Annotated in this window: 11 protein-coding genes; 5 read left to right on the plus strand and 6 right to left on the minus strand. The window is 73.8% G+C overall.

The genetic code is table 11. The annotated features are described in order from the left end of the window. Positions 1–32 precede the first annotated feature (32 nt). Complete coding sequence (locus tag ACIGNX_RS21735; RefSeq protein ID WP_396542484.1) at positions 33–11,984, minus strand: type I polyketide synthase; 11,952 nt, start codon at positions 11,982–11,984, stop codon at positions 33–35. A gap of 241 nt (positions 11,985–12,225) precedes the next feature. Here ACIGNX_RS21735 and ACIGNX_RS21740 point away from each other — a divergent pair, with 241 nt between their 5' ends. The 3 genes from ACIGNX_RS21740 (at position 12,226) to ACIGNX_RS21750 (ending at position 15,072) form a co-directional block, all read left to right on the plus strand. After that, a complete protein-coding gene (locus ACIGNX_RS21740; protein ID WP_396542485.1) occupies positions 12,226–12,783 on the plus strand; it encodes a flavin reductase family protein in 558 nt (185 codons plus the stop codon). Further along, on the plus strand, positions 12,780–14,381 hold the full coding sequence (locus ACIGNX_RS21745) for an acyl-CoA carboxylase subunit beta (protein WP_396542486.1): 1,602 nt from the start codon (positions 12,780–12,782) through the stop codon (positions 14,379–14,381). The genes ACIGNX_RS21740 and ACIGNX_RS21745 overlap by 4 nt, the downstream gene beginning before the upstream one ends. Positions 14,382–14,556: 175 nt before the next feature. Continuing rightward, positions 14,557–15,072, plus strand: a complete 516-nt coding sequence (locus tag ACIGNX_RS21750; protein WP_396542487.1) for a pyridoxamine 5'-phosphate oxidase family protein — start codon at positions 14,557–14,559, stop codon at positions 15,070–15,072. A gap of 55 nt (positions 15,073–15,127) precedes the next feature. Here the strand turns inward: ACIGNX_RS21750 and ACIGNX_RS21755 are convergent, their stop codons facing one another. From ACIGNX_RS21755 to ACIGNX_RS21765, 3 genes are all read right to left on the minus strand, one after another. After that, positions 15,128–15,985, minus strand: a complete 858-nt coding sequence (locus ACIGNX_RS21755) for an NAD(P)H-binding protein (protein WP_396542488.1) — start codon at positions 15,983–15,985, stop codon at positions 15,128–15,130. Positions 15,986–16,211: 226 nt separating this feature from the next. Further along, complete coding sequence (locus ACIGNX_RS21760) at positions 16,212–17,393, minus strand: acyl-CoA dehydrogenase family protein (RefSeq protein ID WP_396542489.1); 1,182 nt, start codon at positions 17,391–17,393, stop codon at positions 16,212–16,214. 257 nt (positions 17,394–17,650) lie between these two features. Then, entirely contained in the window at positions 17,651–19,048 is a 1,398-nt protein-coding gene (locus ACIGNX_RS21765; protein ID WP_396542490.1) for an MFS transporter, read from the minus strand. A gap of 170 nt (positions 19,049–19,218) precedes the next feature. Between ACIGNX_RS21765 and ACIGNX_RS21770 the strand changes: the two genes are divergently transcribed. After that, a complete protein-coding gene (locus ACIGNX_RS21770; RefSeq protein ID WP_396542491.1) occupies positions 19,219–19,659 on the plus strand; it encodes a winged helix-turn-helix transcriptional regulator in 441 nt (146 codons plus the stop codon). A gap of 63 nt (positions 19,660–19,722) precedes the next feature. Here ACIGNX_RS21770 and ACIGNX_RS21775 read toward each other — a convergent pair whose 3' ends face one another. Both ACIGNX_RS21775 and ACIGNX_RS21780 read right to left on the minus strand, forming a co-directional pair. After that, the gene (locus ACIGNX_RS21775; protein ID WP_396542492.1) at positions 19,723–20,127 is read right to left on the minus strand and encodes a YybH family protein; all 405 of its coding nucleotides are present in this window, start codon (positions 20,125–20,127) and stop codon (positions 19,723–19,725) included. A 39-nt stretch (positions 20,128–20,166) separates the two neighbouring features. Next, a complete protein-coding gene (locus ACIGNX_RS21780; RefSeq protein ID WP_396542493.1) occupies positions 20,167–21,351 on the minus strand; it encodes an acyl-CoA dehydrogenase family protein in 1,185 nt (394 codons plus the stop codon). Positions 21,352–21,579: 228 nt separating this feature from the next. Here ACIGNX_RS21780 and ACIGNX_RS21785 point away from each other — a divergent pair, with 228 nt between their 5' ends. Beyond that, complete coding sequence (locus ACIGNX_RS21785; RefSeq protein ID WP_396542494.1) at positions 21,580–21,999, plus strand: YybH family protein; 420 nt, start codon at positions 21,580–21,582, stop codon at positions 21,997–21,999. The last annotated feature ends 130 nt before the right edge of the window (positions 22,000–22,129 follow it).

Genomic DNA, 22,129 nt, shown 5'->3' on the forward strand with positions numbered 1-22,129 from the left:
TTCGGGTTCTCCGGGTGTCGTCGGTCGGGCGGTCAGTTCGCGGAGCCCGCACCGGTGCCACCCGGTCCGGTGCCGCCGAGCTCGTTGTCGATGAACGCGAACAGGTCGTCGGCGGAGGCGTCGGCCAGCCGCTCGGCCGCGTCCGGCGCGTCCGGTCCGGCGGTGGACCCGGCGGTGGACTCGGTGAGGCGGGCCAGCATGACGCGCAGGCGGTCGGCCACGCCGTCGCCGTCACCGCCGCGGGGCACGCCCGCGAGCAGGTGCTCCAGCCGGTCCAGCTCGGCGTGCAGCGGAGCCGTCGGGTCCTCCTCGGTCGGCGCGACCAGGCCGAGCAGGTGGTCGGTGAGCGCGCCCAGCGTCGGGTGGTCGAACACCACCGTCGCCGACAGCTTCGCGGCCGTGGCCGCGCTGAGCCGGTTGCGCAGGTCCACGGCGGTCAACGAGTCGAAGCCGAGTTCCTGGAACGCCCGGTCCTCCTCGATCGTCGTCGGGTCCTGCCGGCCCAGCACCGAGGCGATCTCGGCGCGCACCGCGGTCAGCACGATCGGCCGGTGCCGCGCCGCGGGCGCCTCGGCCAGCGCCGACAGCAGCTCGGTGGTGCGCGGCTCGGCGTCCGCGGCGGGCTCCTCCACCCGCGGCGGCACGAGCACCGCGCCGTCGCGGACCGCCGCCAGCCGCACGTCGGCCGCCACCAGGGCGGTCACCGCGGCCAGGTCGGCGCGTTCGGTGTCGAAGTCGACCAGCAGCACGCGGTCGGGGTTCTCGGCTCGCGCGGACCGCAGCAGGTTCCACGCGAGCCTGCCGTCGCCGGGCGCCCGGTCGGCGGGCCGCGCGGGCGCCACGCCCGTCGTGGTCACGACCAGGCGCGTGTCGCGCAGGTCCCAGCCCTGGATGAGGTCCAGGGTCTCCCGGGTGCGGGCGTAGCGGTCGTCGGCCGACTCGTCCTCGGCGGGCGTGACGTGCACCGCGAGCGGCAGCACGACCACGGTCGCGTCGGCGGGCACCGCGTCGACCGAGGTCACCACCTCCGCGCCGGGCAGGTCGGCGACGCCGTGGCCCAGGTCGAGCACCGCCACCGAGGCCGTGGCCGCGGCGAGGTCCACCGGCTGCCACGCCGCCGCGGCCGCCGCCTGGTTGGCCGCGTTGTTCACCACGAGCGCGTACCGCTGGCGCTGGAACGCGTAGGTCGGCAGGTCGACCGCCCGCGCGCCGGTGCCCGCGAAGAACGCCGGCCAGTCCACGGCCACGCCGCGGGTGTGCAGGCCGGCGAGGGCGGCGACGAGGGTCTGCGCCTCGGGCCGGTCCCGGCGCACCGACGCGAGCACCGCGCGGTCGCGGTTGTCGGCCAGCGCCTCCAGCACCGAGTCGGCCATCGCGGTGAGCACGCCGTCCGGACCGACCTCCAGGAACGTGGTGACGCCCTGGGCGGCCAGCGTCCGCACGGCCTGGTCGAAGCGGACCGTGCCGCGCACGTGCCGGACCCAGTAGCCCGGCTCGGTCAGCTCGGTGGCGAGCGCGCCGGTGGCGGTGGACACGATCGGGATGCGCGGCGCGGAGTAGTCGACGGTGGCGGCGACGTCGGCGAACTCCCCGAGCATCGGCTCCATCAGCGGCGAGTGGAACGCGTGGCTGACCGACAGCCTGCGGGTGCGCCTGCCGCGGCTCTCCCACTGCTTGGCCGCCAGCAGGGTGGCCTCCTCCTCGCCGGCCAGGACGACCGCGCGGGGCCCGTTGACCGCGGCCACGTCCACCACGCCGACCAGGCCCTCCAGCTCGGCCCGGACCTCCTCCTCGGTGGCCTCGACCGCGACCATCGCGCCGGTGCGCGGCAACGCCTGCATCAGCCGGCCGCGCGCGGCGACCAGCCGTGCCGCGTCCGCCAGGGAGAACACCCCGGCGACGTGGGCGGCGGCGAACTCGCCGATCGAGTGCCCCGCCAGGAAGTCCGGCCGCACGCCCCACGACTCCAGCAGCCGGAACAGCGCCACCTCGACCGCGAACAGCGCGGGCTGGGTGAACCCGGTCTCGTCCAGGCCGGAGCCGTCGGCGATCACCGCGCGCAGCGGCCGGTCCAGCATCGGGTCCAGCGCCGCGCACACCTCGTCGAAGGCGGCGGCGAACACCGGGAACTCCTCGGCCAGGGCGAGGCCCATGCCGATCCGCTGCGCGCCCTGCCCGGTGAACAGCAACCCGAGCCGGCCGCCGCCGGTGGTGCGCCCGGCCCGCTCCGGGTCGACCGCCGCCAGCCGCTCCTCGAAGTCGGCGAGGTCGGAGCCGACCAGGATCGCGTGCCGCTCCAGCGTGGTGCGCCTGGTGGCCAGGGTGAACGCCACGTCGGCCGGGGTGAGGTCCGGGTGCTCGGCGAGGAAGCCGGTCAGCGACTCCGCCTGCGCCTTGAGCGCCTGCGGCGTCTTGCCCGACAGCAGCCACGGCACCACGCGGGCGGCGCTCGGCGCGGGCGGCTGCTCCGCGACCGGCGCCTGCTCGATGATGACGTGCGCATTGGTGCCGCTGATGCCGAACGAGGACACGCCCGCGCGGCGCGGCCGGTCCAGCTCGGGCCACGGCACGGCCTCGGTCAGCAGCGACACCGCGCCCGCGTCCCAGTAGACGTGCGGGGACGGCTCGGTGACGTGCAGCGTCCTGGGCATCAGGCCGTTGCGCATGGCCTCGATGGTCTTGATGATGCCCGCGACGCCGGCCGCAGCCTGGGTGTGGCCGATGTTGGACTTCAGCGAGCCCAGCCGCAGCGGTCGCCCGGGGTCGCGGCCCTGGCCGTAGGTGGCGATGAGGGCTTGGGCCTCGATCGGGTCGCCCAGCGTCGTGCCGGTGCCGTGCGCCTCCACCAGGTCCACGTCCGCCGGCGACAGACCGGCCTTGCCCAACGCCTGCCGGATCACCCGCTCCTGCGACGGACCGTTCGGCGCCGTCAGGCCGTTGGACGCGCCGTCCTGGTTGACCGCGCTGCCCTTGACGATCGCCAGCACCGGGTGGCCGTTGCGCTTGGCGTCCGACAGCCGCTCCAGCACCAGCAGCGCCGCGCCCTCCGACCAGCCCGTGCCGTCGGCCGAGGCGGAGAACGCCTTGCACCGGCCGTCCGGCGAGAGGCCGCGCTGCCGCGAGAACTCGATGAACGGGTTCGGCGTGGACATCACGGTGACCCCGCCCGCGAGCGCCAGGTCCGTCTCGCCGGACCGCAGCGCCTGGCCGGCCAGGTGCACCGCCACCAGCGACGACGAGCACGCCGTGTCGATCGTCAGCGCCGGGCCCTCCAACCCGAAGGTGTAGGCCAGGCGACCGGAGGCGACGCTGCCCGCCGTGCCGCTGGCCAGGTAGCCCTCCAGCTCGGCCGGGAGCTGCCCGGACTGCTCGGTGTAGTCGGTGTACATGACGCCCGCGAACACGCCGGTCTGGCTGCCGCGCAACGACGTCGGGTCGATGCCGGCCCGTTCGAACGCCTCCCACGCCACTTCCAGCAGCAGGCGCTGCTGCGGGTCGGTGGCCAGGGCCTCGCGCGGCGACATGCCGAAGAACTCCGGGTCGAAGTCGTAGGCGTCGCGCAGGAAGCCGCCGTTGCGGGTGTAGGTCTTGCCCGCCTGGTCGGGGTCCGGGTCGAACAGGTTCTCGACGTCCCAGCCCCGGTCGGCCGGGAACTCGCCCACCGCGTCCACCCCGTCGCGCACCAGCGCCCACAGCTGCTCGGGCGACCGCACGCCGCCGGGGAAGCGGCAGGCCATGCCGACCACGGCGATCAGGTCGTCGTCGGTGTCGGCGGTGACGCTCGCGGCGACCTGCTCCGCGGCCTGCTCGGCCGGGGCCACCTGGCCCGCGAGGTAACCGGCCACCGCGGCGGGCGAGGGGTAGTCGAAGATCAGCGTGCTGGGCAGCCGCAGGCCGGTCGAGGTGGTGAGGTGGTTGCGCAGCTCGACCGCGGTCAGCGAGTCGAAGCCCAGCTCCTTGAACGCCGCCGCCATGTCCACGCCGGAGTCGTCGGCGTGCCCGAGCACCTGCGCCACGGTGGCGCGCACCAGCTCGGACACCGCGGTCTCCCGTTCGGCGGCCGACAGCCCGGCCAACCGCCGGGCGAGCTGCGACGCGTCGCCGGGACCGGCTTCCTCGGCCACCGCGCGGCGCGCCGCCGGAGCCGCGGCGACGAGGCCGCGCAGCACGGCGGGCATCCGGTCGCCCTGGGCGCGCAGCGCGGCCTGGTCCAGCACCGCGGCGGTCACCACGGCCTCGTCCGAGGCCACGGCGGCGTCGAACAGCGCCAGGCCCGCCTCGGCGGGCAGCGGCAGGACGCCGTTGCGGGCCAGGCGCTGCCGGTCGGCCTCGCCGAGGGTCCCGGTGATGCCGCTGGTCTCCTCCCACAGGCCCCACACCACCGACGTGGCGGGCAGGCCCCGCTCGCGGCGGTGGCGGGCCAGGGCGTCGAGGAACGCGTTGCCCGCCGCGTAGTTGCCCTGGCCCGGGTTGCCGAACGTGCCGGCCACCGAGGAGTACAGGACGAACGCGGCCACGTCGCCGACCAGCTCGTGCAGGTGCCAGGCCGCGTCGACCTTCGGCTTGAGCACCGCGTCGAGGCGACGGCCGTCCAGCGAGGTGACCACGCCGTCGTCGACCACGCCGGCGGTGTGCACGACGGCCGCCACGGGGTGGTCGGCGAGCAGCGCGGCCAGCGCCTTGCGGTTCTCCACCGCGACGGCGGCCACGGTCACCCGCGCGCCGTCGGCCTCCAGTTCGGCGACCAGCTCGGCGGCGCCCGGCGCGTCCGGGCCGCGGCGGCTGACCAGCAGCAGGTCGCGTGCGCCGTGCGCGCGGACCAAGTGCCGGGCGGCCAGCGCGCCCAGGGCGCCCGTGCCGCCGGTGACCAGCACCGTGCCCGCGGTCCAGTCGACCGACGCGTCACCGGTCGCGGTCCGGGCCAGGCGCGGCAGCAGCACCGCGCCCTCGCGCAGCGCCAGCTGCGGCTCACCCGAGGCCAGCGCGCCGGCCAGCGCCCGCCACGAGTCGGGGTGGCCGTCGTGGTCGACCAGGACGAACCGGTCGGGGTTCTCCGACTGGGCGCTGCGCACCAGGCCCCACGCGCCGGCGTGGTGCAGGTGCTCGGCACCCGGGGCTCCGCTGCCGCCGCGGGTGAGGACGACGAGCCGCGCGCCCTCCAGCCGGTCGTCGGCCAGCCACAGCCGGAGCAGCTCCAGCACCGACCGGGTGACCCGGTGCGCGCTGTCCACGGGCTTGCCGCCCGGCTCGGGCAGCAGCACCGCGACGTGCCGCGGCACGTCGTCGCCGGTCAACGCCTGCGCCAGGTCGGGCAGGTCCAGGTAGGTGCGGTCGGGGCTCGCGCCCTCGGGCAGGCTGAAGACGTCCTCGAAGCCGTCCGCGCCGACCAGGCCCCACGGCACCGGCTCACCGGTCGCGCCGGGCGTCCACCCCAGGCTCAGCAACGCGCCGGGACCGCTGTCCCGCAACGCCTCCCGCGACACCGGCCGCAGCACCAGCGACTCGGCCACCAGCACGGGCGAGCCCGCGCCGTCGACCGCGTCGACCGCGACGACCACCGTGTCCGGGTCCGGCCGGGTCACGCGGTGCCGCACGCGCAGCGTCCGCGCGCCCGCCGCCCGCACGCTCACCCCGGACCAGGCGAACGGCAGGAACGTGCCGCTGCCCTCGTCGGCGACGCCCGGCAGCAGCGGGTGCAGCGCCGCGTCCAGCAGCGCCGGGTGCAGCACGAACGACGCCGCCGCCGCGCGCTGCTCGGCGGGCAGCGCGACCTCCGCGTACAGGTCGTCGCCCGCGCGCCACAGCTTCGTCAGGCCCTGGAACGCGGGCCCGTAGCCGTAGCCGTTCCCGGTGAGCCTCGGGTAGACGTCGGTCAGGTCGACCTCGACGCCGGCGGGCGGCCAGGCGCCCGGGTCCGCCGCCGCACCGGCCGCCTCGTCCGCGGCGAGCACACCGGCGGCGTGCTCGACCCACTCGCCGCCCTCCTCGCCGCGCCGCGCGAACACCCGCAGGGACCGGTAGCCCAGCTCGTCCGGCCCGTCCACCACGACCTGCACGTCGACGCCGCCCCGCTCGGGCAGCACCAGCGGCGCGGCCAGGGTCAGCTCCACCACGCGGTCCGCGCCGACCCGCTCGCCGGCCGACAGGGCCAGCTCCAGGTAGGCGGTGCCGGGCAGCACGGCGGAGCCCGCGATGGCGTGGTCGGCCAGCCAGCCGTGCGAGTGCAGGCCGAGCCGGCCGGTCAGCACGAGCCGGTCGCCGCCGGCCAGCTCGACCGCCGCGCCCAGCAGCGGGTGGTCGGCCGGGGTCAGGCCCGCGCCGGACACGTCGCCGCCGGTGGGCGCGTCGAGCCAGAACCGCTTGCCCTGGAACGCGTAGGTCGGCAGCTCGACGCGCCGGGCGTTCGTGCCGTCGTACAGCGCCGCCCAGTCGACGTCCACGCCCGCCACGAACTGCTGCGCCAGCGCGGTGAGCACCGAGCGGGGCTCGTCGCGGTCGGCGCGCAGCAGCGGCACCGCCACCACGCCCTCGACGTCGGTGGCGATGGCCGGGACCAGCGCCGACAGCACACCCGTCGGGCCCAGCTCCAGCATCGCGGTCACGCCCTCGTCGAGCAGGGTGCGCACGGCGTCGGCGAACCGCACCGCGCCCCGGGCCTGCCGCACCCAGTAGTCCGGGGTGGTCAGCTCGGCCGGGTCGGCGAGCCGGCCCGTCACCGTGGACACGAGGGGGACGCGCGGCGCGGAGTACCGCACGCCCTCGGCGACCGCGGCGAACTCCTCCAGCATCGGCTCGATGAGCGGCGAGTGGAACGCGTGGCTGACCTCCAGCCGCTTGGTGCGCCGGCCGCGGGCGGCGAAGGCGGCGGCGACCGCCTCGGCCGGGCCGGTCTCGCCGGCGACGACGATGGCGGTGGGTCCGTTGATCCCGGCGATGTCGACGCCGTCGACCAGCTCGGCGCGCACCTCGTCCTCGGTGGCCTCGACCGCGACCATCGCTCCGGTGCGCGGCAGGGCCTGCATGAGCCGGCCGCGCGCGGCGACCAGCCGTGCCGCGTCGACCAGGGAGAACACGCCAGCGACGTGGGCGGCGGCGAGTTCGCCGATCGAGTGGCCGGCCAGGAAGTCCGGCCGCACGCCCCACGACTCGACCAGCCGGAACAGCGCCACCTCGACGGCGAACAGCGCGGGCTGCGTGTAGCCGGTCTCGTCGAGGTCCACGCCGTCGGCGACCACCTCGCGCAGCGGCCGGTCCAGCATCGGGTCCAGCGCCGCGCACACCTCGTCGAACGCCTCGCGGTACACCGGGAACGCCTCGGCCAGCGCCAGGCCCATCCCGACCCGCTGCGCGCCCTGACCGGTGAACAGCAGCGCCGAGCGCACGGTGGAGGCGAGGCCGGTCACCGCGGTCGGGCCGGACCGCCCGTCGGCCACGGTGTCCAGCGCGGCCAGCAGGGACTCGTGGTCGTCGCCCCACACCACGGCGCGGTGGTCGAGCACCGACCGCGTGGTGGCCAGCGACCAGCCGACGTCGACCGGGTCGACGCCGGAGTCGGCGAACCCGCGCAGCCGCGACGCCTGCGCGGCCAGGGAACCAGGACCGCGCCCGGACAGCACCCAGGGCAGCGGCGTGGCCGGCACGACCCGTTCGGCGTCCTCGCCGGAGGTCACCTCGGGCGCCTGCTCGATGATCACGTGGGCGTTCGTGCCGCTGATGCCGAACGACGACACGCCCGCCCGGCGCGGCCGGTCCACCTCGGGCCACGACGTCGTCTCGGTCGCCAGCCGCACCGCGCCGCTCGTCCAGTCCACGTGCGGGGACGGCTCGTCGGCGTGCAGGGTCCGCGGCACGGTCGCGTGCCGGATCGCCTCGATGCTCTTGATGATGCCCGCGACGCCGGCCGCGGCCTGGGTGTGGCCGATGTTGGACTTCAGCGAACCCAGGTACAGCGGGCGCTCGCGGTCGCGGCCGTAGGTCGACAGCAGGGCGTGCGCCTCGATGGGGTCGCCCAGCGTCGTGCCGGTGCCGTGCGCCTCCACCAGGTCCACGTCCGCCGGCGACAGACCGGCCTTGCCCAACGCCTGCCGGATCACCCGCTCCTGCGACGGACCGTTCGGCGCGGTCAGGCCGTTGGAGGCGCCGTCCTGGTTCACGGCGGACGCGCGGATCACGGCGAGCACGGGGTGGCCGTTGCGCTTGGCGTCCGAGAGCCGCTCCAGCACCAGCAGGCCCGCGCCCTCCGACCAGCCCGTGCCGTCGGCGTCCGCCGAGAACGCCTTGCACCGGCCGTCCGGCGACAGGCCGCGCTGCCGCGAGAACTCCACGAAGATGCCCGGCGTGGACATCACCGTCACGCCGCCGGCCAGCGCGATCGACGCCTCGCCGCGGGCCAGCGCCTGACCGGCCAGGTGCACCGCCACCAGCGACGACGAGCACGCCGTGTCGATCGTCAGCGCCGGGCCCTCCAACCCGAAGGTGTAGGCCAGCCGGCCCGAGGCGACGCTGACCTGGTTGCCGGTGAGCAGGTAGCCGTCGTAGCCGTCGGCGCCCTGGTGCAGGCGCGGCCCGTAGTCCTGGGTCATCGCGCCGACGAACACGCCCGTGTTCGTGCCGCGCAACGACTTCGGGTCGATGCCCGCCCGTTCGAACGCCTCCCACGCCACCTCCAGCAGCACCCGCTGCTGCGGGTCCATCGCGGTGGCCTCGCGCGGGCTGATGCCGAAGAACGCCGCGTCGAACTCGTCGGCGTCGTGCAGGAACCCGCCGTAGCGGGCGTTGGTCGAGCCCTGCTTGTCCGGGTCCGGGTCGTACAGCGCGGCGGTGTCCCACCCGCGGTTGGTCGGGAACTCCGAGATGGCGTCCACGCCGTCGCGCACCAGCTCCCACAGCTGCTCGGGCGAGCGCACGCCGCCCGGGAAGCGGCAGGCCATGCCGACCACGGCGATCGGCTCGTCCAGCGCCGCCACCGGCCGCGTGGTCACCGGCGCGACCTGCGCCGCCGTGCCGGCGAGCTGGGCGTCGAGGTAGCGGGCCAGCGCCTGCGGCGTCGGCTGGTCGAACGTCAGCGCGGCGGGCAGCTTCAGGCCCGTGGCCGCGCCGAGGCGGTTGCGGAACTCGACGGAGGTGACCGAGTCCAGGCCGAGGTCCTTGAACGTCCGCTCGGTCTCCACCGCGGCGGCGCCGTCGAAGCCCAGCACGGGCGCCACCTGCGCGCGGACCAGGTCGACCAGCACCCGCAGCCGCTCCCGTTCGGGCAGGCCGGCCAGCCTGGCCCGCAGCTCGACCGTGGCCTCGTCGCCCTCCTCGAGCTCGACCGGGCGGGACTCGGCCGCCGCCTCCCTGGGCGTGAACCCGGAGCCGGTGAACCAGAAGTGGCGGCGCTGGAACGCGTAGGTCGGCAGGTCCACCACGCGCGGGCTCACGCCGTCGAACACCGACGCCCAGTCCAGCGGCACGCCGTGCGCGTGCACCGCGCCCATCGACAGCAGGAACCGGCGCGGCCCGCCGTCGTCGCGGCGCAGCGACCCGAAGGCCGCGCCGTCGACCTCGTCGGCCTCCATGGCGTCGGTGATCGCGTGCGTCAGCACGGGGTGCGGGCTCGCCTCGACGAACGTCCGGTGCCCGTCGGCCAGCAGCACCCGCACGGTCTCGTGGAAGCGCACCCGGTGCCGCAGGTTGTCGAACCAGTAGTCGGCGCCCATCGACGTGGTGTCGACCAGGCCGCCGGTGAGCGTGGAGTAGAACGGGATCTCCGACGACCGCGGTCGCACCGGGGCCAGGACGTCGAGCAGCTCTTCCTTCAGGCCCTCGACGTCGGCCGAGTGCGAGGCGTAGTCCACCGCGATGACCGAGGCGCGCACGTCCTGCGCCTGGTAACCGGCGACGATCTCGGCCAGCGCCGCCGGGTCGCCGGCGATGACCGTGTTGGTGGGGCTGTTGACCGCGGCGATCGAGACCCGGCCGCCGTGCTCGGCGACCCGCTCGGCGACCCGGTCCGCGGGCAGCGACACCGCGGCCATGCCGCCCGTGCCCGCCAGCGCGCGGATGGCCTTGCTGCGCAGCGCGACCACCCGCGCCGCGTCGGTCAGCGAGAGCGCGCCGGCCACGTGCGCGGCGGCGATCTCGCCCTGGGAGTGGCCGATGACCGCGTCGACCCGCAGGCCGTGGTGCAGCCACAGCTTCGCCAGGGACACCATGACCGCGAACAGCGCGGGCTGCACCACGTCCACCCGGTCGAAGCCGGGCGCGCCCTCGACCTCGCGCAGCACGTCGAGCAGCGACCAGTCGACGAACCCGGCCAGCGCGTCGGCGCACTCGGTGAGGTGGCGGGCGAACACCGGCGAGGAGTCGAGCAGCTCCACCGCCATGCCCGCCCACTGGGAGCCCTGGCCGGGGAAGACCAGCACGCCGCGGCCGGGGTCGCCCACCGACCCCTGCACGACGCCGGCCGCCGGCTCGCCCGCCGCCAGCGCGGCCAGCCCGGCGTCCAGCTCCTCCCGGCCCGCGCCCACGACGACGGCGCGGTGCTCGAACGCGGCCCTGGTGGTCGCCAACGACCACGCCACGTCCACCGCCCGCTCACCGGTCAGGTGCCCGGCCAGCGCCGACGCCTGACCGGTCACGGCGGCCCGGCTGCGCCCGGACAGCAGCCACGGGACCACCCGGTCGACCTCCGGCGCCTCCTCCTCGACCGGGCGCGGCCCGTCGGCCAGGACGACGTGGGCGTTCGTGCCGCCCATGCCCCACGAGCTGACGCCGGCGACCAGCGGCTCCTCCGGGCGCGGCCACGGCGTCAGCTCGGTGTGCACCCGCAGCTTCAGCTCGTCCAGGGGGATGTCCGGGTTCGGCGTGGCGAAGTTCAGGCTGGGCGGCAGCGCCCGGTTGCGGATCGCCAGCGCCGTCTTGACGAACCCGACGATGCCCGCCGCGCCCTCCAGGTGGCCGACGTTGGTCTTCGCCGAACCGACCAGCAGCGGGCCGGTGCGCCCGGACATGACCGCGCCCAGGGCGCGGGCCTCGATCGGGTCGCCCACCGGCGTGCCGGTGCCGTGCAGCTCGACGTACTGCGCGAGCGCCGGGTCCACGCCCGCGTTCGCGAACGCCTCGCGGATGACCTCCGCCTGCGCCCGCTCGCTGGGCACGGTGAGGCCGTCGGTGGCGCCGTCGTTGTTGACCGCGCTGCCCAGCACCACCGCGTAGACCGGGTCGCCGTCGGCGATGGCCTGGCTGAGCCGCTTGAGCACGACCACCGCGCCGCCCTCGCCGCGCACGTAGCCGTTGGCCCGCGCGTCGAAGGTGTAGCTGCGGCCGTCGGGCGACAGCGCGCCGAACCGCTCCAGGCTCACGGTCTGCTCGCCGAGCAGGTTCAGGTTCACGCCGGCGGCCAGCGCCAGGTCCACGGTCCCGTCGCGCAGGCTCTCCGCGGCCAGGTGCACCGCGACCAGCGACGACGCCTGGGCGGCGTCCACCGCGGCGCTGGGGCCGCGCAGGTCGAAGGCGTAGGACACGCGGTTGGCGATGATGCCGCGGTGCGTGCCGGTCACCGTGTGCTGGGTGACCGCCGAGGTGCCGTGCTGGTAGAGCAGGGCCGCGTAGTCGTCGCGGATGCTGCCGACGAACACCGACGTGCGGCTCCCGCGCAGCTCGGCGGGGACGATGCGGGCGTCCTCGACGGCCTCCCAGGCCAGTTCCAGCACCAACCGCTGCTGCGGGTCCAGCGCCGCCGCCTCGCGCGGCGAGATGCCGAAGAACCCGGCGTCGAAGTCCGCGACCGCCTTCAGGAACCCGCCCCGGTCGATCGTCGGCGCGGCCTGGTCCCACCGCCCCTCGGGCGCGGTGGTGATGGCGTCGCGGCCGTCGCGCAACAGGTCCCAGAACGCCCGTGGTCCGTCCGCCTCGGGCAGGCGGACCGCCATCCCGATGACGGCAACGGCTTCCTGGCTCCCGCCCAACGCCGACAGGTGCCCGGTTGTGGGGTGGTCCATGCGGCCGACCGCCTTTCGTGACCCAGCTGACCGGAGGTTCGCTCGTGTGCTCAGTGCGAAAGGTAGGTCGCGGTCGGTAATCGGCCACTCTTGCCGTGCCGCGTGAGAGTGCTGTTACCCGCTGGTGGAGGGCGCCCCGGCGGTCACGGCTAGATTCGGACCGATCCCAACCCTGAACACGTCCTTTGTGGACTGCGGAGCGCATGGGCGCACCCGCGCCGAGACGAGGGGATAGCCGCAGATGTCCGAAAGAGTGCACGTCCCTCCACAGGCGATAGACCGCGCGGACGGCACCGTGGCCGCGTCCGGCGCCGTGACCCCCTCCGACCTGCGCTCGGTCATGGGCCGGTTCGCGACCGGGGTCGTGGTGATCACGGTGGGTGGCGAGCACGTCCACGGCATGACCGCCAACGCCTTCGGCTCGATCTCGCTGGAGCCGCCGATCGTCCACTGCTGCATCGCGCACTCGGCGGTCATGCACGGCGCGCTGAGCGGTTCCGGGCGCTTCGGGGTCTCGATCATGGGCGCGGAGCAGGAGGGCGTGGTCCGCTACTTCGCCGACCGCAAGCGCCCGCTCGGTCCCGCGCAGTTCGACGCCGTGGACTGGGTGGAGGGCCCGCACACCGGCGCGCCGCTGCTCACGGGCGCGCTGGCGTGGCTGGAGTGCGAGGTGCTCGACGTGCACGTGGCGGGCGACCACTCGCTGTTCCTCGGGCGCGTGCTGGCGTGCGAGAACGGCGTGGGCGACGACGCGCTGCTGTTCTACCAGGGCCGGTTCCACCAGGTGGTGGCCGGATGAGCACCTCCGAGCTCGACTTCGTGCCGGTCCGGCTCACACCGGGCGCCGACGCCGGGGAGCCGGCGCCCGCGCGGTCCATGGCCGGGTTGCGGGAGGAGCACGGCCGGAAGCGGTCGCGGATCGCCGCCGGGCGCCCCGAAGCCGTGGCCCGGCAGCACTCGCTGGGCAAGCGCACCGCGCGGGAGCGGCTGGACCAGCTGCTGGACGTCGGCTCGTTCGTCGAGGTCGACCTGTACCGGCGCGGCGCGGGGTCCGGCCCGCACACCGACGGCGTGGTCGCCGGGTCCGGCACGGTCGACGGCCGCCGGGTGTTCGTCTACGCGCAGGACTTCACCATCTCCGGCGGCTCGCTCGGCGGCGCGCACGCGGCCAAGATCCAGAAGGTGATGGACCTGGCGGTGGCGACCGGCTCCCCCGTCGTGGCGCTCAACGACAGCGGCGGTGCCCGCATCCAGGAGGGCGTGCTCGCGCTGCACGGCTACGGCGGCATCTTCCGCCGCCAGGTGGCCGCCTCCGGCGTGATCCCGCAGATCGCCGTCGTCCTCGGGCCGTCCGCCGGCGGCGCGGCCTACTCCCCCGCCCTGGCCGACTTCACGTTCATGGTCCGCGACACCGCCCGCATGTACCTCACCGGGCCCGACATCGTCGCCCAGGTCACCGGCGAGCGCGTCGGCCACGACGAGCTGGGCGGCGCGGACGTCCACGGCTCGCACTCCGGCGTGGCCTCGTTCGTCCACGACGACGAGACCGAGTGCCTGGACGCCGTGCGGGAGCTGCTGTCGCTGCTGCCGTCGAACAACCTCGAACCGCCCCCGGCGCTGCCCGCCCGCGGCGCGGAGACCGACCACCGGCCCCGGCTGGCCGACATCGTGCCCGTCGAGCCGAACAAGCCCTACGACATCCGGGCCGTGCTGGCCGAGGTCGTCGACGACGGCGACTACCTCGAAGTGCACGAGCACTGGGCGCGCAACGTCGTGTGCGCGCTCGCCCGGGTGGACGGGCAGGTCGTCGGCGTGGTCGGCAACCAGCCCTCCGTGCTGGCCGGCGTGCTGGACATCGCCGCGTCGCAGAAGGCGGCGCGGTTCGTGCGGTTCTGCGACGCGTTCAACATCCCGCTGGTCTCGCTGGTCGACGTCCCTGGCTTCCTGCCCGGCACCGAGCAGGAGCTGGGCGGCGCGATCCGGCACGGCGCCAAGCTGCTCTACGCCTACTGCGAGGCCACGGTGCCCCGCATCCAGCTCATCCTGCGCAAGGCCTACGGCGGCGCGTACATCGTGATGGACTCCCGGTCCGTCGGCACGGACCTGTCGCTGGCCTGGCCCACCAACGAGATCGCCGTCATGGGCGCCGAGGGCGCGGTCAACCTGCTGCACCGCCGGGAACTCGCCGCCGCCGACGACCCGACGAGGCTGCGGGCCGGCCTGGTCGCCGACTACCGGGCCGAGCTGATGCACCCCTACCACGCCGCCGAGCACGGCCTGGTCGACGACGTGATCGACCCCGCGGAGACCCGGGCGGCGATCGCCCGCGGCCTGGCCATGCTACGGGACAAGCGGGCCGAGGCCCCGCGGCGCAAGCACGGCAACACGCCGCTGTGACGCCCGACCGCGCCGTGCCCGCACCGCCACCCGGTCGGGCACGGCGCGGGTACGGCATCGGGAAGTGCCTCGGTAACTTCAAAGTGCGTCCTTACCGAGCGCCCCCGAGCCCGCCACTATTGATCGAAATGCCTGTCAACGCTGTCGCAACAGCACCGCGCAACAAGGGGGCACGATGAGGACGGTGAGGTCGTTCTCCGACCTTCAGGAGCCTTTCCTCGCCTACATCCAGGACATCGTCTACGCCACGATGACCACCGTGGACAGCAAGAACCGGCCCCGGGCGAGGGTCCTGCTGCCGATCTGGGAGGTCCGCGACGGCCTGCCGATCGGGTGGATCGCGGCGTACAAGACCCCGGTGAAGGTGGCCCACCTCAAGCGGAACCCCCACACCACGATCTCCTACTGGAGCCCGAAGCAGAACGCGGTGTTCGCCGACTGCACGGCCGAGTGGGTCGACGAGGACCAGGACGTCCGCCGCGAGATCTGGGACCTGTACAAGCAGGGCAGCCCGCCCGGCGTCGGCTACGACCCGGCCAACTTCTGGCGCGGTGGTCACACCGACCCCAAGTTCGGCCTGATCAAGCTCCACCCGTGGCGCATCCAGGTCCTCCGCGGGATGGACCTGAGCAGCGTGTTCTGGCAGGCGCCGGAACCGGCGGAGCTGCCCGAGCCCGCCTCGGCGCGCTGAACCGCGCACGGTGAAGGGGCCGCCGGTCTCCGGCGGCCCCTTCGTCGCGCACGGGTCAGGCGGGGTTCCACGCGCCCCGGCTCGCCGCGTCCTTCACGAAGTCCGCGAACGCGACCGGCGGGCGCCCGGTCACCCGCTGGAACGCGTCGGTCACGTCGCCGCTCGTGCCCAGCCGGATGCAGCCCACGAGGTCGCCGATGAAGTGCGCGTAGTCGGCGGGGACGCCGAACTCCACCAGATCGGCCTCGTAGTCCTCCTGCGACACCGGGACGTACTCGACCTCGCGGCCGAGGTCGGCGCCGATGACGGCGACGGCCTGGGCGAAGGTCAGCGCCTCGGCGCCGCTGAGGTCGTAGACCCGGCCCGCGTGCCCGTCCTCGGTGAGCGCGATCGCCGCGACCTCGGCCACGTCGGCCACGTCGATGAACGCCTCGGCGCCGTCGCCCGCGGGCAGCGGCAGCCGGCCCTCGACGACGTTCTCCCGCAGGACGCCCTCGTCGAAGTTCTGGTTGAACCAGCTCGGGCGCAGGATCGTCCACTCCAGACCGGACTCCCGCACCGCGGTCTCACCCGCGTGCAGGTCCTTGCCGCCGATGAGCCCGGAGGGACGGGCCTGGAGGACCACCGCGCGCCGCACGCCGACGGCGGTGGCGCACGCGTAGAAGCGCTCCAGCGTCGCCTCGGCGTCCCACGTGCCGGGCTTGTCCTGCTGGTCGACCACGTACACGGCGCCGGCGCCGGCCAGCGCCGGCTCCCAGGTGGTCTCGTCGTCCCAGTCGAAGCGGGTGGACGAGGTGCGGCCGGCGGCGCGCACCTCCGCGCCCCTGGCCCGGAGCAGCGGGACCAGCCTTCGACCGGTCTTGCCGGTGGAGCCGAGCACGAGGATCGGCTGCGGCTTCGTCTTCTTCGCCATGATGGCAGCCCTTCTTGACGCGTCCCGGCACGCGGGAGGCGTCGAGTGGCGGAGGAGGTCTCCTGAGGGGAGGTGACGGACAGCGCCGCCCTCCGCCTGCTCTGGGGAGGCAGGCGGGGGCGGCGCTGGGACGCCTGCCGAGGGGGATGGCGGCAGGCGATGGGCACGGGCCGTCGCCCTGGGGAAGCGAACGGCCGGCGCCTGGCCGGTGCGCGGTGCGCCGGTGCTACAGGAACGGGGTGTCGGGCGAGAGGCCCAGGATGACCCGTCCGTGCAGCTCGAGGTTGGCGTTGAGCAGGTACAGGGCGTGCAGGGACAGGCCGTTGATGTCCCGGTGGAACCGCTGGAACGGCACGTCGCGGGAGACCACGGAGGCACCGCTGGCGGTGTAGAGGACCTCCACGGCCTCCTTGGCCAGCTGGATGGAGTACGCCGTCTGGCCGCGGACCTCGGCCCGCTCCTCCACGGTGGGCGCCGTGCCGGCGTCGGCGTGCGCCTGGATGAGGCCCAGCCAGTTCGCGGACAGCGCCTCGGCCGCCGCGATCTTGTTCTTGGCGGTGGCGACCTGGATGTGGGTGACCGGGGACTCGCTCTGGTTGGTCCACGGCGTGTAGGTGATGCCGCGGCCGGGCAGGCGGTCGAGGAACAGGTCGTAGGCGCCCTTGGCGATGCCCAGGAACGGCGACGAGCCGGCCGCCATGAAGTACGGGATGAACGCGTAGTTGCGGCCGGTGGCGCCGCTGTTCGCGCGGTCCGCGGCGCCGGCTCCGAGCAGCTCCGGCAGGAACAGCACGCGGTGCGCGGGCACGAACACGCCCTCCGCCTTGACCGAGGCCGAGCCGGTGCCCTCGGCCGCGCCGGTGTTCCAGTCGTCGATGATCGTGACGTCGGAGACCGGCACGACCGCCACGTACGGCGCGGGGCCGTCGGGGGTCATCTGCACCGCGGCCACCGTGACCCAGTGCGACCCGTGGATGCCCGACATCCACTTCCACACGCCGTTGAGGACCCAGCCGCCCTCGGCGGGCTCGACCGTGCCGCTCGGCGTGAAGCCCGTGGACACGCGGGTGGACTCGCGGGTGAAGATCTCCTCCTGCGCCTTCTCGGACAGCAGGGTGTGCACCCAGGTGCTGGTGGACCAGATCATCGAGACCCACCCGGCGGCCGGGTCGGCCCGGGAGATCTCCTGGTAGACCTTGACCTGGTCGGCCACCGGCAGCTCCAGGCCGCCGAACCGGCGCGGGGTGGTCATGCGGTAGACGCCGGCGCGCTCCAGCAGCTCGATGGTCTCGGCCGGCGTGCGGCGCTCCTGCTCCGCCCGCGCGCCGTTCTCGCGCAGTTGCGGCGCGATTTCGGCGACCGCGGCCAAAATCGTGGAAACGTCGACATTGCTGTCGATCGTGGTCATTCCTGCCTCCTCAGCGGCACTGAACCGTCTGCCGGGTGATATTCGCCCGGCGTCGGATCGAGCATGGCAGAAATTTCCGCCGGCCTTTCCTGCCGTCGGTAATCGCGTGGTTTCCCGAGTCTCCCACCGGTAATCGCGGGACCTCGGCCACCCGATTCCCCCCGGATCGCCTCCGGATCCCTCACGGATCGCCGAGGCCCGCGCCCCCACGCGGTGGCGTGCGGAACGCGGGCCTCGGACGGATCTCGCGAATCGGGTCAGGACGTCGCGGGCACGGCCTCCTGGGCGTTCGCGGTCTCCTTCTTGCGCCCGAGGCCGGTGGCGATGACCACCAGGGCCAGGGCCGCGCCGACGACCGGGAGCACCCAGGCGGAGTGGAAGCCCTCCAGCACGCTCTCCTCGCTGTCGGACGCGGCCACGCTGAGCGAGGTCGCCACGGCCAGGCCGAGCGCGGCGCCGAACTGGAACGAGGTGTTCCAGATGCCGCCCGCGAGGCCCTGCTCCTCGTCGGCGATGCCCTCGACCGCGACGATCGTCAGCGGCCCGTAGACCAGGGTGAACGCCAGGCCCAGCAGCAGCATCGTCGGGAACATCGCGGTCCAGTAGTTGGCGTCGGCCGGGATGCCCAGGAACAGGGCGTAGGCGGCCAGGGCCAGGACCATGCCCACGAACATGACCTTCATGTTGCCGAACTTGTCGACCAGCTTCGGCGTCAGCGTCGGCGCGAGCACCGAGTCGATGCCGATCACCAGCAGCGCGACGCCGGTCTGGATGGCCGTCCAGCCGCGCAGGTCCTGCAGGTAGAGGATGGTGATGAACTGGAAGCCGAAGAACGACCCGGCGAACAGCACCGTCGCGATGTTGGCCCGCACCAGGTTGGCGTTGCGCAGGATGCCGAGGCGGACCAGCGGCGAGGCGGACTTCAGCTCGGTCAGCACGAAGGCACCGAGCAGGAGCAGGCCCAGCAGGCCGGTCAGCAGGGTCGAGGTCGTGGAGACCTCGGGCGCCTGCACGACGGTCCACACCAGGGCCGTGGCGCCACCGGTCAGGGTCACCGCGCCGATGATGTCGAACTTCTGGCCGCCGGTGCCGGTCACCGGGTCGTCCTCGATGAGCTTGACCGCGAGCACGAAGATGAGGCCCGCCAGGATGACGGGGGCGAAGAACACCCAGCGCCAGCCGAGCGCGGTCAACAGGCCGCCGACGACGAGGCCGAGGGAGAAGCCGCCCGCCGCGGTGCCCGCGTACCAGAGCAGCGCGCGGTTGCGCTTGGGGCCTTCCTCGAAGTTGGTGGTGATCAGCGAGAGGCCCGCCGGCGTCATGAACGCCGCCGCGAGACCGGTGATGAACCGGGACGCGATGAGCATCCAGCCCTCGGTCGCGAAGCCGCCCAGGCCCGAGAACAGGACGAACACGGCCAGCCAGAACACGAACATCTTGCGGCGCCCGAGCAGGTCGGCGGCACGACCGCCCAGCAGCATGAAACCGCCGTAGCCGAGCACGTAGGCGCTGACCACCCACTGCAGGTCGCCGGGCGCCATGCCGAGGTCCGCCTTGATGGCGGGCAGGGCGACACCCAACATCGAGATGTCGACACCCTCGAGGAAGATGGAGCCGCACAGCACGAAGAGCAGCGCGCGGTCTCGCGCGGTCATGCGGACGGGGCCATCGTCGACCGATGGACTCTGTGGTGTCGCGGACACTTCAGTCAGCTCCTTGTAGGGGACCCGAGGGAGTGGTGCCGCGCACCCGCTCAGGGCGGTTACCGTTTGGCACGTCAGTTCCCTCTTGTACGTGACCGAATGATCAGTCACCATGCAGACCTATGGAAGAAGGCACTTTGAAGTCACTGAGTCTCTGCGGTGATACTGAGGACTACGGTGCCCGGCAGTGGGACACCCGGGCCGACTGCGAGGTCAGGCAGATCCTCGACCGCATCGCGGACAAGTGGTCACTGCTGGTGATCGCCCTGCTCGACCGCCGGGTGCTGCGCTTCTCCGAGCTCAGCCGTCTGATCGACGGCATCAGCCAGCGTATGCTGACGATCACGCTGCGTCAGCTGGAGCGCGACGGCCTGGTGAAGCGGACCGTCTACCCCGTGGTCCCACCGCGCGTGGACTACGAGCTGACTTCGATGGGCGTGACGCTGCACGACACCATCCAGGCCCTGGTCGACTGGACCGAGAGCCACCAGGACGCGATCGCCGCGGCCCGCGCGGACTACGACCGGCGCGAGGCGGAGCAGGCGGCCCTGGCCAACCGGTGACGCCCCGGACCCGCACCGGGCCCGCCCGTCGGTGACGAGCGGGCCCGGTGCGGCGCCGCGCCCTCAGGCGGGGGCGTTGCCGCCGTAGGCGTCGTCCACCGCGTACCGCCACTTGCCGTCCGCGCCCTTGCGGACGACGTCGACGCCGACGCCCTCCAGGTGCTCCGGCTCGCCGTCGGCACCGGTCATGTCGATCTGCCAGTCGACGATGAACAGGATGGTGTCGTTGGTGACGTACCGCTCGCGCTCCACCGCGGTCATCGTGGGCTTGCGCGAGAGGAACTCGCGGGCGGCCTCCCGCCGGGCCTCGCCCTGCAGCGGCGTGTGCGGCTCCCAGACCGCGATCGCCTCCTCGGTGTAGAACTGCTCCAGCAGGTCCGGGTCGTTGGAGTTGAACGCCTGGACGTAGTGCTCCAGGTGCTTGTCCAGGTCCTCGGTGGGCTGGATCGTCGTCGTGCTCGCTGACATCGGGCTTGCTCCAATCCTGCGTGCGTCGGGCGGGTCTGGTCAGAGGAAGTAGGTGTTCGGGTCGAGGCCCAGCAGCACGCGGCCGTGCACCTCCAGGTTCGTGGCCGGCGCCATCAGGCCGTGCAGCGCCAGGCCCACGGTGTCGCGGTAGACCCGCTGGATCGGCACGGCCTTCTGGATCACCGAGGCGCCGGAGAGCGTGTAGACGATCTCGACGGCCTCCTTGGCGAGCTGGATGCCGTAGCCGATCCGGCCGCGGATCGCGGCCTTCTCCGCCGTGGTCACCTCGACGGCGCGGTCCGCGCGGTCCTGCATCAGGTCCGTGACGCGGTCGCGCAGCCCCTCCGCGGCGGTGATCTTGTTTGCGGCGGTGGCGAGCTGGATCTGCACGTGCGGGTGCTCGGACTGCTCCGTCCAGTTCGTGTACGCGATCCCGCGACCGGGCGCGCGCGCCACGAACAGCTCCAGCGCCTGCTTCGCCAGGCCGATGTAGACCGCCAGCGACGGGATCATGACGTACGGGATGAGGCCGTAGTCGCGGCCGTGCAGGCCCGCGTTCCAGCGGTCGCCGGTGGTGCCCTCGGTCAGCTCGGCGGCGTCGGCCACCCGGTGCGCCGGGACGAACAGGTCCTTCACGGAGCTGGTCGAGCTGCCGGTGCCGGCGGCCGAGGAGACGTGCCAGTCGTCGGCGATGGTGAACTCCGACTGCGGCACGACGGCGTACACCTCTTCGTGCGACTCCTCCTGCCCGTCGCGCAGCACCATGGCGGCCACGATGTTCCAGTCGGCGCCGCGGATGCCGGTGTTGAACCGCCACGCGCCGTTGAGCACGTAGCCGCCGTCGGTCGGCACGAGGGTCGCGGTGGGCGTGAAGCCGCCGGAGACCCGCACCGAGCCGCCCGCGTAGACCTCCTCCTGCGCCTGGTCGGGGTAGGCCGCGATGACGCCCGCGCTGCTCAGCCAGGCGTTGACCGCCCACGCCGTGGAGCCGCAGCCCCGGGCGACCTCCTCGACGATGGCGACCTGGTCGGCCACGGGCAGGTCGAGACCACCGAACTTGCCGGGCACGGCGGCCCGGAAGACCCCGGCCTCCTCCAGCAGCTTGATGTTCTCGTCCGGCAGCCACCGCCGGTCTTCTGCCTCCTGGCCGTTGGCACGCAGCCGCGGCACCAGGTCGCGGACGGCGTCGATCACCGCGCGACCGTCCTTCTCGGTTTCCTGCATGGATCTGGCCTCTCGTCGGTCGGCTGTCGGCAGGGGTCGATTCGGAACGTTAGCCGCGCCTGCGGGAATCGTTCTCATAGCGCGGTAATCACCCGGTCGGGCGGGTCCGGTTACCCGCGTATGAGCGGGCCGTGAAAGGCGTCGGGTTACTTTTCCCGGAGCGAGACGACGTAACTCGCCCGTTGGACCTGCGGACCCGCTCCGCCCAGAAGGAAGCAGGACGTAAAGATGTCCACCGCAATCCGGGTCGACCCCGATTTCCCCGACCTCACCGATGACATCGACACGCAGAACGACATCTTCATCGACGTGTTCAACTCCGGTGACGGTGAGCTGTTCGACAAGCTCTACCGGCCGGACGCGATCTCCAACTTCTCCGGCGGCCAGCTGACCGGCGAGGCCCGCAAGAAGTGGTTCGTCGAGTTCCTGGCCCCGAAGCCGCACCTGGAGGCCACCCTCACGCACGCCTACGTGGCGGGTGACGTGTCGCTCATCGGCGTCACGTTCATCATCGACACCACCAACGAGGAGGGCAAGAAGGTCCGGATCACGGGCCGCTGCACGGACGTGCTGCGGCGCGGCGAGGACGGCCGCTGGCTGATGGCCTGCGACCGCCCGGTCATGGACCCGCCGCAGATCCTGGACTGACCGGGCACGCGCGCCGGTGGCGGCGAACCCGACCGCCACCGGCACCGTCCCACCAGCACGCCCACCCCGCCGCCAGCACCTCACCAGCACGCCCGCCCCACCGCCGGCACGACCACTCCACCGCCGGCAC

The sequence above is a fragment of the Actinosynnema sp. NPDC053489 genome (genome assembly GCF_044544865.1).
Classification (GTDB): domain Bacteria; phylum Actinomycetota; class Actinomycetes; order Mycobacteriales; family Pseudonocardiaceae; genus Actinosynnema.